This window comes from Blautia sp. AF14-40 (genome assembly GCF_003479665.1).
In the GTDB taxonomy this organism is placed as follows: domain Bacteria; phylum Bacillota; class Clostridia; order Lachnospirales; family Lachnospiraceae; genus Fusicatenibacter; species Fusicatenibacter saccharivorans.
The window spans coordinates 172,034-186,272 of sequence record NZ_QUHK01000003.1; the positions used below are offsets into that span (position 1 = coordinate 172,034).

A 14,239-nucleotide genomic window follows, 5' to 3' on the forward strand; every position below is an offset into this window, starting at 1 on the left:
GTGTTTTATGGTAACACAAAAGGGGATGGAGCGCAAGAGAAAGATCCATTAACCCCCCTGCAGTTCTTCTAAATACTGTTTTGCATCTTTTAAGAAGCTGACCGCAATCATTACGATCACAATGCCGATCGGAAATGCCGCTACAATACTGACGGACTGCAGACTGTTCATGGAACTCTCTGCGAAGAGAAGTGCAATCGGAAGCAGGATCAGCAGAATACACCACATCAGCTGAATTCCTTTTGCCGGCTCTTCGCCGTCTTCCAGTTTCCGGTAGCTGTAGCACGATGCTGTCAATGCGATCGAGTCGAACGATGTCGCATAAAATGCAACCATCGTAACTAATACAACAACCATAATCAGCGGTGCACACGGCATGGTTTTGATCATCGACACAATCAGATGATATAAATCTCCATTTTCATTATACTGCGAAATGAAATCAATTGCACCTGAAATCTGCTTTCCCATCGAATAATTTCCAAGAATAATAAAGCTGACAAGCGTGGAACCCACACCAAAACCGTATCCGCCGAGAATCGTCTGGCGCACGGTTCTTCCACGGGAAATGCTGCCAATGAAGAACGGTGCTGCCACACACCATACCATCCAGTATGCCCAGTAATAAATGGTCCAGTTCTGTGGGAAGTTTGTCGTACGCATCGGGTCCGTATACGTTGATAAGCCGATAAAGTTCTGAATCATTTTTCCAAGAGAAGAAAATCCAGTTTCAATAATATACCGCGTCTCTCCCCCAAACAGCAGGACGAAGGCAAGGAGTCCAAAAAACAGATAAATGCACACCTTGGCCAGAATGCTGATTCCTTTGAATCCATGCAGAAGAGAATAGGTATAAACACAGCAGGTGATCAGAAGAATGATAATATTAATCACAGTTCTGCTGACTTCCATATGGAACAGCTCGCCGATGATTTCCGCCATCAGAGGAGTTGCCACACTAAAAGTGGTAGCAGTTCCGGCCAGCAGTGCAAAGACAGCCAGAAGGTCAATCAGACGGCCGCCAATTCCATCTGTCTGTTTTCCCAGAATCGGACGGCACGCCTCGCTGTATTTCTGACGGTTTCGTTTTCTTACATGAAGCATAAAGCCAAACGCAACAGCCAGTACCAGATAGAATCCCCACGGGATAAAGCTCCAGTGAAACAGTGGAAATACGCCTGCCCAGTCCTGAATGCTGCCAAGTTCTGCGATGTGAGGATCTGTTGCGTACAAAATCCACTCAGAGAACGAATAAAACAGAATATCTGCTGCCAGACCACAGGTAAACATCATGCATCCCCATGCAAAAAAGGAATATTTTGGCTTCTCATCCGGCTTTCCAAGCACAATATTTCCGTATTTGGAGCCTGCCAGAAACAGAGACAGAAAGAAAATGCCAAGTCCGATGACCAGGTAATACGTTCCAAAGGTGTCTCCAAACAGAAATCGAATCTGGCCAAGTACCTGATTCGACTGCTCCGGTGCAAAGAAAAATACGATACATAGAGCAACGATCAGCGCCAAAGGCACCAGCGTGATCATCCAGTCGATTTCTTTTTTCTTCTGTTGGTTTTTACTGTTCATTTTCTTCCCTTTCTGCGTAATCCGCATACGATGCATCGAGTGCAACAAGCTCTCTGAAATTGTCTACTTCTATGATATCCTCTGCCTTCATTGGCCGGATGCCAAGCTGATACTCTTTCGGGTAACAGAACATTGCCACATCGTCCCAGTAAATCTGACGGTTTTTCTTTACTTCAAACTCCTGCTCCAGATGGCCTTTCAGCCGCTTTCCATCTTCTGCTGTCCATCGGGAAATGCTGTATAGCTGCCATCCGCCCTTTCCGCCGGTTCTGCTGCAGCCTGTCACAATGCCGTTTTCCACGGTCTGCAGCCACTCGTCGGTCTCATCATCGGTCCACACGCTGTTGTAACCGGATCGCTCAAACTCCGGTGCCAGAATTTCCGGATGATAGATGATCTGGTCACCGTCAAGAATAATCGCATTTTCCAGATGTTCCCGCGCCACATACAGCGATGCGATGTTGTTGCAGGTATCGTACCACGGATTGTCGATCAGCTTCAGACCCGGGTACTCCTCTTCCAGTGTCTGGAACTGTTCTTTGAGGTAACCGACTACCACGTAAATCTCTGTAATTCCGTTTTTATGCAGCCCGTCGATGACGGTATCAATCATCCGCACACCGTTTACCCGGACCAGCGGCTTCGGCGTTTTTAATGTCACCGGCTTCATCCGGTTTCCCAGACCTGCTGCCATAATAATGGCACGCTCTACTTTGTACATGTTTCTTTTTCTTCCTCTCCCAGTTCCTGCTGGACAATTTTGTAATAATCTTTTGCGTAACGGTACTGCCGCAGAGAATACTCTCCGAATTCTACGCCTAAATTCCGTTTGTACTCGCACCAGTTGCTCCAGAGCAGACCGCAGACCGCGATGTAGCAGTAGATTTTTATGCGTGTTCTGTCGTCACAGTTTCCTTCAAAATAAAGATCAATCAGATGATCCACCTGCTCTTTTTGGTAGAGAGAATAGATACAGAACATTGCGATATCCACATGCGGATCCTGCATTCCGGCGTATTCCCAGTCGATCAGGCGGATCTCCTCTTTTCCGTTTTCTTCCACAAACAGAAAATTGTCCGGCACGGCATCAATGTGGGTGAGCACCCGCTCTCCGGCATTTGCTTCGATGTAATCCTTTAACTGAAGCACATGCGCTTTCGTCTTTTCGTAATCTTTATATGCTGACGGAGTTCCTTCCCAGAGGCTTTCATAGTATTCCATCTGTCCGAACAGGTCGAAGGAATGGTCTACTCTTAATTTCTGCCCGTGAAACTCCCGCAGTTTCTTCATGCATTTCTGAAGATCTTCTTCCTTTTCTGCATCGCAGACCCTCGCACCGTCGAGATATTCTGTGATTTTATAGCCGTTCTCCGGATTAATATAGGCAATCTCATCGCAGATCTTCCGTCCGGCGATCGTCTGATAGACGGCTGCTTCCTGGCGGCGGTTGATCAGCTGATCTGTTCCCTCTCCCGGGATACGCATAATGTATTTTTTATCTTTGCAGGAGAATAAAAAGGATCGATTTGTCATTCCCTTTTTCAGAACTGTAATGTTTGTTACTTCGTCCTGCTGTGCTCCAAGTGCTTCACAGATCACCTGAATGGCATCCGTCTGCAGCTGGCTGGAATCGCTGTCGATCTCGCGCAGCTGCTCGTATGTGTTGATTTCTACAGCATCTGCGGCATGTACAACGCGTGCTGTCACAATCATTCTGTCTTTCTGATATAAGGTTTCCTCCCAGAACGCTCCATCGTATCGGGAATCTCTTCCCAGTTCTTCCAGACGCTCCCGCACGACCGCTGCTTCCGCTTCCAATAGATAACAGATACCGATCATGGCGTTTCCGCCTGCCTGCTCTTTCTGTACGACCAGCTCCTGCTTCCGGTTTACGCGGACGGTACTGTCATCATCCACCAGATCACTGACCATGTACCAGGAGTATAATTCGTTTCTGCTGTATGGATTCTTTTCACACCAGATATCACAGGGAATGATGTAGCTGTTTGATAAATGGTCTGCCGCCGTTTTCAGGGAATGCAGATTGTTTTTCGACGCATAATCCGGAGCAACGATCAGGTCTACGCCGTATTCATCGATCAAATATTCATACTGCTCTTTCATAAATCCGACAACGACGTAAATCTCTGTAATGCCGACTTCATGAAGCTGACGGATTGTGCACTCAATCAGCCGCTCTCCTTTGATTTCCAGAAGTCCTTTCGGTGTCTCTGTATTAATCGGAACCATCCGCATACCAAATCCGGCGGCAAGAATAATGGCGTTTTTCGGCGCTTTTTCTTTTGCTTCACGCAGTGCCTTTTCTGTCGGACGGATCTCTTCATCCAGGTAACCTTCTGAAATCAGCTCCTTAATTGAACGATTAACAATACCAAGCGAATGGCCGGTCTGCGCGGCAAGGATACGCTGATTGATGAAGGGTTCTTTTATCAGGTTGTTCAATATATCTTGTTTCGAGTTGTTCATATACTTCCTTCTTTCATTTTTCATGAACTTTTGTTTTCGATTATACTATAACTTTATAGCTTTTTCAATCTTTTTTTCTTTTATTTTTTGTACATAAGAAAAAGGTTCCGAATTTGCAAGAAAATATACGAAAACCACAGAAACCGAATGAAAAATAGCATGGCTGCAGAAGCAGCGTAAGCGCCAAGTATTCCTGCGGATTTTCAAATCCTTAGATTTCCCCTATAATTGCAGCTGATAGATACTTAGATTATTTCACTACAATTATGGAGGATAGGTTATGGCAGGTACTCGCAAGACCCGCGTTCCGATGGTGGAACAGATCAGACTTATCAATGAATGCCGTCAGAGCGGCATGACAGATGCTGACTGGTGTCGTGAAAACGACATTGCAGTAAGCACCTTTTACAACTGGGTCAGCCGTTGTCGGAAAACAGCAGCGGATCAGATCCCAGCGGCGAATTATGGTCATCTTGAGGTTCCACGCCCGAAACAGGACGTGGTTCCCATTGACATTGTTCCGGATCACAGTCCGGAACAGCATACCGCATCGCAGATGCTAAATTCGAACCTTGACAATTCACATACGATTGAAGTTTCTATGAAGGATATCACAGTCCGCATCAGCAATGATGCGGATCCTGTTCTGCTCACCAGGACTTTTCGCATGCTTCAGGAGTTTTCATGTTAGGTGATGTTTCCGGACTTGAGAAGATCTACATTGTCTGTGGCTACACGGATATAAGGAAATCTATTGACGGACTCTGCACCGTTATCGAAGACCAGCTTAAGATGGATCCGTCGTCCAGTGCTCTCTTCCTTTTCTGTGGAAGAAGACGGGACAGGATCAAAGCCTTGTTCCGCGAACCGGATGGCTTCGTTCTGATCTATAAGCGATTGTCTGTCCGCGGCGGTTATCAATGGTCCAGAAAGCAGTCAGAGGTCCGGAATCTTTCCTGGAGGGAGTTTGACTGGCTGATGTCCGGGATTGATATTGACCAGCCAAAAGCCCTCAAAGCAGAATAAAAAGCTCGTGGATCCTGGCAGAAATCCTGCATAGAAAAATTCGGAAATCCCTTGTAAATTCGGCATTTTTCAGGCGTTGTTTTCCTTTAGTAAAAATCCCATTTCTGGTATAATAAAGGAATCAAATCCGAGGAGAGAAACGATGGCTTCCAGTGCAAAAGATATCCAGCCTTGAGAGCTGAAAGATACCGTATCACAACTGAAAACAATGATAGCGGAGCAGACGGAACTGATCAAAGCTCTCCGTCTTATTATTGACGAAAAAACCAGTCATGAGAAAGCTCTTCAGGAACAGGTAGATTATCTGACAAAAAAACTCTTTGGTTCCTCCAGCGAGAGAAGATCTGATGACATTCCGGGACAGCAGAATCTCTTCGATGAAGCAGAAGTGGAACAGGATCCCTCCCTGTTGGAAGGCGAAACGGTAATCCGGGAGCATACCCGTAAAAAGAAGGCAGCACATGAGGAACTCTTCAAAGGCTTGAAAGTTGAAAAAGTAGTGGTTCCACTTCCGGAAGAGGATCAGATCTGTCCGGTATGTGGTATGCAGATGGTCCTGATCGGCGAGGAATATGTCCGCCGGGAACTGGAATTTATTCCTGCCACCTGTAAAGTGATCGAATACTACAGCCAGAGCTACGGATGCCCCTCCTGCAAGGAAGGACTCGGCGATACAGAAAAGCCTGTGATTGTAAAGTCTCAGGTTCCGCCGGCTCTGCTTGGAAAAGGACCTGCATCAGCATCTGCCGCTGCATGGACTATGTACCAGAAATATGCCAACGGGCTTCCACTTTACCGGCAGGAAAAGGACTGGAAGCAGTATGGGGCGCAGATCAGCCGGACCACCCTTGCCAACTGGGTCATCTACTGTTCACAGAACTATTTTCAGCCAATGTACGATTACTTTCATCGGGAGCTGCTGAAACGTAGTTTTGCGATGGCAGATGAGACGCGGGTCCAGGTATTAAAAGAGGAAGGACGCAGGGCACAGACCCAGTCATTCATGTGGCTGTTCCGAAGCGGTGAGGACGGACTTGCGGGGATCATCCTGTATGGCTATTCCCCGAACAGGGGCGGCAGCCATGCAAAGGAGTTTCTGGAAGGCTACAGCGGATATCTGGAAACGGACGGCTATCAGGGTTATAACAGTCTGCCTGGGATCAGGCGCTGCTCCTGTTGGGCACATATCCGCCGATACTTTATCGACGCTGTTCCCAAAGGGAAGCAGTATGACTACAGCCAGCCTGCAGTACAGGGAGTCCAGTACTGCAATCGGTTGTTTGCCATGGAAGACTCCATCAACAAAAAGTATCCCGGTAATTATGAAAAGCGGAAACAACTGCGTCTCGAGAAGGAAAAACCGTAAACGGTAGAATACGAGTACCTTTTTATTCACTTCAAGTTATGCCATAATCATACTCAACAAAATAACATAGTCAAAAAAGTTTAGTACTTAACTTTTTTAACTGACTATGATTCAGAGGAGGAATCTTATGGCTACGCAAACCAGCCTTGTAGCTCAGCAGGTGAGGATCAGACAATGGGCAGAACAGATCCGGAATTGTCAGAACCGTCCCAAAGGGATGGATGTTGAAACCTGGTGTACCCAAAATAATCTTACAAAAGCCAACTATTATTACCGTCTCCGGCGTGTCAGGCAGATATGTCTGGATCAGATGCAGGACACAGAAACCACTGCTTTTGTGGAACTGCCCGCACCTGCACCAGATCCAAAGAAAACAGATACTCCAAAAGAATCCGGTACATGCATTTCGGCAGGAACTCTGCCAATGATCCGTATTAAAAATACCAGGGGACTGTCAGCTGAGATATTTTCCGGTACTTCACCGGAAATGCTCTGCCATCTCATAAAGGCTTTTACCCATGCTGAATGATGCAGATGCTTCCGGATTTAAAAAGGTGTATCTGGCGATGGGATTTACGGATCTCCGTCGTGGGATCGATGGGCTGGCAACGATCGTACGCTTTCAGTTTAAGCTTGATCCTTACGACAAAAATACACTGTTTCTTTTCTGTGGAAGAAGATGTGACCGGATCAAAGCACTGCTCTGGGAAGGCGATGGTTTTCTCCTTATGTACAAGAGACTCGATAATGGTGCATTCCGGTGGCCCCGTTCGACAGATGAGGCAATGGCGATCGCAGACGACCAGTACCGTATGCTGATGCAGGGACTGGAGATCGTTGCACGCTATCCGATCTCTGAGCTGAAAGAGACACCCCGCATTATGTAGCCTGTGCAAAATGCCGAAAATAAAAAAGTACCAAAACTGTAAAAATGATGTGTATCAACCGGATGAAAAAGGTTATCCACAAACAGTCTTTTCTCATTCCATTTGTTATCGTGTGAATAGAAAAACTGTTGTGGATAATACATCTGAAAAGCTGTAAAACAACGGCTTTCCAGATGTATTATCCACCGTCATTATGACGAAAGCCCATATCTGAAGGATTGGCGGAAATACAAAAATTCTGTTATAATCGGAATCAGTATAAAGACAGGAGTTCCGGTTATGACGATCAAGTACACAAAAGAACAACTGAATAAGTTTGATAAGGATCTGCTGATAGAGCTTTTTCTTGGGATGCAGGGACAGATGGAAGAATTGTCCAGGCAAACGCAGGCCTTAAATGACAGGATGCAGCTGATGATGGAACAGATGGTCCTTTTCCAGAAGAACCGTTTTGGCAGATCCAGCGAAAAAATGGCGGATTCTGAACAGATACGTTTCATGGAAGTAGACGGGACTATCGTATTCTTTAATGAAGCAGAGGCAGTCTGCGACCTGGATGCACCGGAACCTGAGGACCTGGAATTGAAAGCACCCAAAAAGAAAAAACAGCCAGGGAAAAAAGCGGCTGACATAGCAGGGCTGACAGTAAAACGTATTGATCACTATCTGAAAGAGGAAGAACTGACGGCTGAGTTTGGTGAAAACGGATGGAAACAGCTTCCGGATGCCATTTCCCGATGTTATCAGTTCATTCCGGCCAGTGTCGTGATAGAGGAACATCATATCGGCGTTTATTCCAGTAAACTGGATGAACACATGATAAAGGCACCCCATCCCAGAAATCTGCTTCATGGAAGCCTTGTATCCCCGTCCCTTGCTGCGGCAGTCATAAATGGTAAGTATGTAAATGCGGTACCTCTCTACCGTCTTGAAAAAGAATTCGAAAGGTACGGGCTTGCCATTACCAGACAGAACATGGCGAACTGGATGATCCGTCTTGGGGAAGAATATCTGGGAACCATGTATGATTATCTGCATAAACTTCTGTATGATTATCATGTGATACAGGCAGATGAGACTCCTGTACTTGTAAATAAGGACGGGCATCCTGCCGGCAGCCAGAGTTACATGTGGGTGTACCGGTCCGGCTTTATGTACCGGGATCGTCAGATCATCCTTTATGAATACCAGAAAACGCGTAATGCATCCCATCCCCGGGAATTCCTGAGGGATTACACCGGGATCTGTGTTACGGATGGGTACCAGGTATATCATACATTGGAAAAGGAGCGTGAAGATCTGAAGATCGCAGGCTGCTGGGTTCACTGCAGGCGCAGGTTTAACGATGCACTGGAAGTGATACCAAAAGCACACCGAAAGGAATCGATCCTGCATCTGATCATGAAACAGATACAGGCCATTTACCGGGAAGAGGGAAAACTGTCTGATTTTTCTACGGAAGACAGGCTCATGCAGCGTCAGCTTGTGGTAAAACCACTGGTGGATGCTTTCTTTGCGTACCTGAAACAGAATGAACCTAAAATTCCAAAGAACGGTAAAATACGGGAAGCATTTACATATGCACTGAACCAGGAAAGCTACCTGAAAGTCTTTCTGGAAGATGGGGATGTTCCAATAGACAACAATGCCAGCGAACGTGCGATCCGTGGATTCTGTATAGGGAAGAAAAACTGGGAGATGATCGATACGGTCAATGGAGCCAATAGTTCAGCGATCATCTACAGTATCGCAGAAACTGCAAAGGCGAATAACCTGAAACCTTTCGATTATTTCGAATATCTGCTTACGGAGATTCCCAAACATGTAGATGACAAAAACACAGATTTTCTTGCAGAACTTCTGCCATGGTCAGATATGTTGCCCGAAAACATTAGAAAGCCGCAAAAAGCCAGCGGAAAATAAACAGACCGCAAAAGCGGTCTGCTATTTGTCAAGGTACTCGTATTCTACCGTTTACGCTGAAGCGAGCGCTCTTACCTACACAATGGTAGAGATGGCAAAAGCTAATGGTTTGAATGTTTACCGCTACCTGGAATATCTGCTGGAACATCGGCCCAATGCCAAAATGACGGATGAACAGTTATCCGAATTGGCACCGTGGAGTGACAGTGTGAAAGTGAGTTGCCAGAAATAATAAATGTAGTAAAATACTTGCGTCTAGCAATGGCGCAAGTATTTGTTTTATCTGACGCTAGAATATAAAGCGCTTACCCATCAAATACGCTCCTCGGCTCTCCCGACGAAGAGCTGGAACAGCTGGCTCCGTGGAACGAAGATGTAAAAACGGAAATCAAACGCCGGACGGAAAGCTCTGCAGAATAATCAAATTTATGTGAATTGTCAAGGTACTCCGACCGCTTTTCAGCGGTCGGATATTTTTCTATAGATACCGGAAATTTAAGCGCTTACACTAAAATAATCATACCATGAAACTATAAAAAAAAGCTATGAATTCTGATTTATTTGCATTTCAACTTTTTTGTTCGTAGAATCAGCCCCCAGGTAATGCTCTTGTCATTCACTATCTTTTTAATCGTTTCATCACTGGTATTACATACTTTTCCACTAGAGAATCTTTTAATATAAGTAACATGACTCCATAAACAAAAAAGAACGCACAGCATGATATCATTAATACAATTATAGGTTGAATCCCCAAAAGTTTATTTCTTACTATTATTAGAAAGGCTCCTGTTACAACATTAGTCAGTATCAATTTAAAATATTCAATTTTAGCAAACGCTTCCTTCATTTCATTCCACGCATAATATATTTGAATAATTGCTACAACGCTTTCAGCTAATACAGTAGCCAGCGCTGCTCCTACAGCACCCATTTTAGGAATGAAAATAGCATTCGCAATAAAATTTATCACTGCTCCACAAACTGTTGAATACATTGTTAACTTTTCTTTTCCTAAAGGAGTTAAAATTTGAGCGCATGCAACATTTCCAATTCCAAGTGGAATAACAGCCAATGTGATAATCTGCATGCACAATATTGCTGGTCGATACTCTGCTCCACCCAAAATTTCTATTACCTCTGGTGTCATAACTGTAAAAAAAACCACAACTGGAACTGCGGACAATATTACAAAATGAAGCGATTTTTCAATATAACTTTTAAACTTCTCATATTGATCATTATTTAAGCAATATGTCATCCTAGGCAAAAGAACCGGTCCCAATGCTGATACCGTTGTAGCAAGAACCATTTTTACTTTAGTTGCTAAGGCATAGTATGCCACTTCTTTATCACTTGACATAAATCCCAACATAACAGTATCCATACTAGTATATATAGATACTGCCACTGAAAGTGCAAAAAAAACAAATATCGCTTTTAGATGCTGCCGAAAATTATATCTTCCAAAATAAGTTTTATGTGCAAGAAATTTACGACAGTTAATCAAGTTCAAAATATTTGATCCGCCTGCTGAAAAAACAGTCAATGCACCGTAAATAATATAGTCTGCTGAATTATGCACGCACAAAAACATCAATACAATCGAAATGATCTTAAAAATAATATTACGGATTGTGATATATTGATACTGTTCAATTGATTGATATAGCCATTCCATTCCAGCCATATTTAAGATAATTGTTATTGAACTAATTAACATCAATTCAGGTTCCTCTTGAAGTTTTGGTATCAGTAACATTCCTACTATCAATGCAAAATAAGAAAGTACTACAGCTACCATATTAATCAGAAGAAGTTCTTGAACTGTTTGCGTCAGTTTATCCTTATTATCTCTGCACTTTGCACATGCTCTTACCCCATATGTTGGAATACCTAATTGTGCAAACATTGCAAAATAATTTACAACAGATGTTGCAAATGCTACTTTTCCGTTTCCAATGGCTCCCAACGTTCTTGTTATATATGGCAATGTTATAAGCGGAAATATGAACGACGAAATTTTCAAAATAATATTCATTATTAAATTATATTTCACACTACGTATCTTAATATTTTCTTCCAAATAGCTTTATACTCCTTCCTATTTTTTACCAACTTAAATCCGTGTTCTATATACCGTGTACTATCCGAACTATTTTCTATGTTTTGCCTTAATATATATATGCTACAGATTTTTTTGTTTTTATTATGATTAGACTTTAGCCAGCTTATTTGTGTTACCTAATATCCTCGTAACTACATTCATCACCAGATACACTCGCAAAATATTACCACACTTATAGAAATAGAATGCTGGGATTGCGATTTTTCTATTATCATTTTCTTATTGCTTTTTCAAACTTATTTACTGCGATGTCCCAATTAAAATTTTCCTGTACTGATTTAATACCAGCTTCCGCGAGCTGGTATCTCAACTCATCATTATCAAAAAGTTTTGACACATTAGACACAAGCGCATCCACATCTTTTACTGGTGACAGAAGCGCATTTACTCCATCTACCGCATATTCGTGTACACCTTGATAGTCCGTTGACACAAGCGCTGCGCCACAAGCCATTGCTTCTAGGCCAGTAAGGCCATATCCCTCAGCAACTGTTGCACAAAGGAATACTGCTGAACTATTGTAAATTTCGATCGTCTGCTCCGCAGTTGCTGAACGAGTGTATTCAATGAACTCCGGAAATTCTTTGGGTCTAGAATAAACTCCAAACACTTTTACTTTTAAATCAGTATATCTTTTCTTGAGTTCCAATATAGCCTCAAAAGCATACTTAAATCCTTTATGAGGCTTTTGATGATATAGAAGTGAAATACTATGTCGATACCTTTTTTCCAACGGACATATCATTTTGTATGCTGTGACGTCAACAGGATTTTTAATCAAAATTGCAGGTTGTTGAGAATACATATCAACTTTTTCTTTTAGCCAGCTGGAAATAACAATATTTCGAAATCCAGCTCCATAACTTTCATATACTATTTGATCTGAGCAATTCCAATTTTCAAAATCTTGAATAAAATATACTTTTCTGGAACAGCTTGAATTTTTTACAATGGAAACTGTCTCAATTGCAGTTGCAATAACAACATCTGCTTTTTTTACAGTTTTCTCATAATCTTTTTTTAAACTTGATACATTGTCAACTTCACTATCTAACGGAAACCATTTTGGTCCACGTTTAGTTAAATAATTGGCATATGCTTTTTTTATAAACCAAGGAACTGCAAAACGCTGCATTACTGTATCATTTAAATATAAAATGTCTATTATATGTCCCCGATTTATTAACCTATTGGCATATTCATAAACCATTTTATATCCGCCTTGTGCTCCTCTTGAAAATCTAGGTAATACAAAACAAATCCTCATCTATTTTTCCTTTCATAGTCTCTTCTATAATATAAATCTCCCCCCAAAAAAGCCGTAAGGTGCTGAACGCCATTTGCTATTCGCGTTCTATCATCTTTTTTGGGGATTTGAATAACTAATTTCTGCTACTGGATATTCTCTATAAATTTCTATAATAAAATATGCAAAAAAAGCGACCACTGGCTGTAACAAATTTCCACCTAGAAATAGATACATTACCACTACAGCAATTGAAAAAATGTCTCCTTTTTTTCTAAAAAAGCCTTTAAATATCAATCCCATGTATAGTACGGTTGTTATTACACCATATTCAAAAAGCACCTTGGGTATCGCGCTAAAGTTAGCAATTGATTGATCATAAATCATATTACAAGTACCTGCGCCACTACCAAAAAGTATGCTCAAAAAAGGTCTTTCAAAAATAGCACGTATCGGATTAACAAATCTAATTGCTGCACTAGAATCGGAAGACTTAATTTCAAAAATTCGTGAAGTTATTACTTCCGCATACTCCGTTTTCATAAACATAAAAAGTATAATACATCCACAAAATAATAAGAAATTCCGTACAAACGGTTTCATTTTTGCTAATAGTGGCATTAAAAAAATCACTAAAAGTATAATACCCGTTCCAGAAAAAGAACTTAATAATCCTAACCCCAATATAACCAATCGTAGTATACGTTTTTGATTTAGCATCTCAATTATTATGCCTAATGCCATAAATTGTGAAAAAAAAGATGGTTCCATAAAAAAGAATCCATTTGATTTATTAATTTCAGAGCCATACGTAAGTGGATAATATGTATTAAACCCTGCCAACTTCAAAGAAGACGGCAAAAAATCAGATAGCTCAAAATAAGTACCACCTTTCAATTGTACCAAAAATTGTGCAATTCCCAAAATTGCCCCTAACAGTAAAAGTTGTTCAAAAATATTTTTGGCCTTACATTTTAATAGATAGGGTATAAATAAATCTATAGTAAATGTTGAATAAATGATCAAAAATAATATAAACGATGATAATGAACTTTTCTCAGGATTTATAAGCAATGCAATGGTCGCCGCTAGCACCATTAGCAGATACCAAATCATGCGTTGCCAATTAAAGGCTGCATTCTTATTTATCCGCATTATAAATAAAAAACAAAAATACGAAAAAAAAGCAATAGAAAATTGTATACCCGAAAAACTAACTGCTACTTTTTGTAACACAATAAAGCTGAATATTGTTAGCCATACAATCCAATAGTTTTTTATTATTTTTCTTTTAATTTTCATTACCTTACTCCCTTCATTATATATAGTCTCTCGGAATCTCTAAGCTCATATTTCTCCGACTTCTGAGATTCTATTTTCATTTTTATAGTCCACCTTTCTGCTAAAAGTACCAATATGTCATGAAACACGTTGGCTGGCCTTCGCTTTCTATTTCCTATTTCTCTTTTCTCCGATATGATTTACCTATAAGACTGACCCACTACAGAACACGTGGATGTGATATGTGATTGGTGGGGCTGTATAGCGGCGACCTCGCATTTTTATTTGTTGTCAGTCATCCGTTTAATGCA

General features: G+C 41.9%; 12 protein-coding genes and 1 pseudogene. 7 read left to right on the top strand and 6 right to left on the bottom strand.

Going from position 1 to position 14,239, the window contains the following annotated elements; all coding sequences use genetic code 11:
- Positions 1-48: 48 nt before the first annotated feature.
- The 3 genes from DWW13_RS03975 to DWW13_RS03985 are packed head-to-tail and all read right to left on the bottom strand — an operon-like array spanning position 49 to position 4,071.
- The gene (locus DWW13_RS03975; RefSeq protein WP_118719329.1) at positions 49-1,584 is read right to left on the bottom strand and encodes a BCCT family transporter; all 1,536 of its coding nucleotides are present in this window, start codon (positions 1,582-1,584) and stop codon (positions 49-51) included.
- The gene (locus DWW13_RS03980; RefSeq protein ID WP_118719331.1) at positions 1,574-2,305 is read right to left on the bottom strand and encodes an NTP transferase domain-containing protein; all 732 of its coding nucleotides are present in this window, start codon (positions 2,303-2,305) and stop codon (positions 1,574-1,576) included. The genes DWW13_RS03975 and DWW13_RS03980 overlap by 11 nt, the downstream gene beginning before the upstream one ends.
- Positions 2,293-4,071: a phosphotransferase gene (locus DWW13_RS03985; RefSeq protein ID WP_118719333.1), complete on the bottom strand. Its 1,779-nt coding sequence runs from the start codon at positions 4,069-4,071 to the stop codon at positions 2,293-2,295. Before DWW13_RS03985 ends, DWW13_RS03980 begins: the two co-directional genes overlap by 13 nt.
- Positions 4,072-4,351: 280 nt before the next feature.
- On the opposite strand from DWW13_RS03985, the gene tnpA reads away from it, so the two are divergent.
- The 7 genes and pseudogenes from tnpA to DWW13_RS18780 form a co-directional block, all read left to right on the top strand.
- Positions 4,352-4,762 (top strand): IS66 family insertion sequence element accessory protein TnpA, encoded by a 411-nt coding sequence (tnpA, locus tag DWW13_RS03990; protein WP_226906301.1) that lies wholly within the window; start codon positions 4,352-4,354, stop codon positions 4,760-4,762.
- Positions 4,756-5,097: an IS66 family insertion sequence element accessory protein TnpB gene (gene tnpB / locus DWW13_RS03995; RefSeq protein WP_118719335.1), complete on the top strand. Its 342-nt coding sequence runs from the start codon at positions 4,756-4,758 to the stop codon at positions 5,095-5,097. Before tnpA ends, tnpB (DWW13_RS03995) begins: the two co-directional genes overlap by 7 nt.
- A 208-nt stretch (positions 5,098-5,305) precedes the next feature.
- On the top strand, positions 5,306-6,463 hold the full coding sequence (gene tnpC, locus DWW13_RS04000; protein ID WP_243026000.1) for an IS66 family transposase: 1,158 nt from the start codon (positions 5,306-5,308) through the stop codon (positions 6,461-6,463).
- A 127-nt stretch (positions 6,464-6,590) separates the two neighbouring features.
- On the top strand, positions 6,591-6,992 hold the full coding sequence (locus DWW13_RS04005; protein ID WP_009243735.1) for a hypothetical protein: 402 nt from the start codon (positions 6,591-6,593) through the stop codon (positions 6,990-6,992).
- Positions 6,982-7,350, top strand: a complete 369-nt coding sequence (tnpB, locus tag DWW13_RS04010) for an IS66 family insertion sequence element accessory protein TnpB (RefSeq protein ID WP_118719337.1) — start codon at positions 6,982-6,984, stop codon at positions 7,348-7,350. The genes DWW13_RS04005 and tnpB (DWW13_RS04010) overlap by 11 nt, the downstream gene beginning before the upstream one ends.
- A 279-nt stretch (positions 7,351-7,629) precedes the next feature.
- Positions 7,630-9,273: an IS66 family transposase gene (gene tnpC / locus DWW13_RS04015; RefSeq protein WP_118719339.1), complete on the top strand. Its 1,644-nt coding sequence runs from the start codon at positions 7,630-7,632 to the stop codon at positions 9,271-9,273.
- Between the two features lie 34 nt (positions 9,274-9,307).
- A pseudogene (locus DWW13_RS18780) lies at positions 9,308-9,505 on the top strand (transposase domain-containing protein); the annotation flags it as partial.
- A 387-nt stretch (positions 9,506-9,892) separates the two neighbouring features.
- On the opposite strand, the gene DWW13_RS04025 reads toward DWW13_RS18780, so the two are convergent.
- From DWW13_RS04025 to DWW13_RS04035, 3 genes are all read right to left on the bottom strand, one after another.
- A complete protein-coding gene (locus tag DWW13_RS04025) occupies positions 9,893-11,359 on the bottom strand; it encodes a flippase (RefSeq protein WP_118719343.1) in 1,467 nt (488 codons plus the stop codon).
- A gap of 253 nt (positions 11,360-11,612) precedes the next feature.
- Positions 11,613-12,611 carry a glycosyltransferase family 4 protein gene (locus tag DWW13_RS04030; protein ID WP_158579746.1) on the bottom strand — a complete coding sequence of 333 codons (999 nt, stop codon included), beginning with the start codon at positions 12,609-12,611 and terminating at the stop codon, positions 11,613-11,615.
- A gap of 147 nt (positions 12,612-12,758) precedes the next feature.
- Positions 12,759-13,949 carry a hypothetical protein gene (locus DWW13_RS04035; protein WP_118719347.1) on the bottom strand — a complete coding sequence of 397 codons (1,191 nt, stop codon included), beginning with the start codon at positions 13,947-13,949 and terminating at the stop codon, positions 12,759-12,761.
- Positions 13,950-14,239 lie beyond the last annotated feature (290 nt).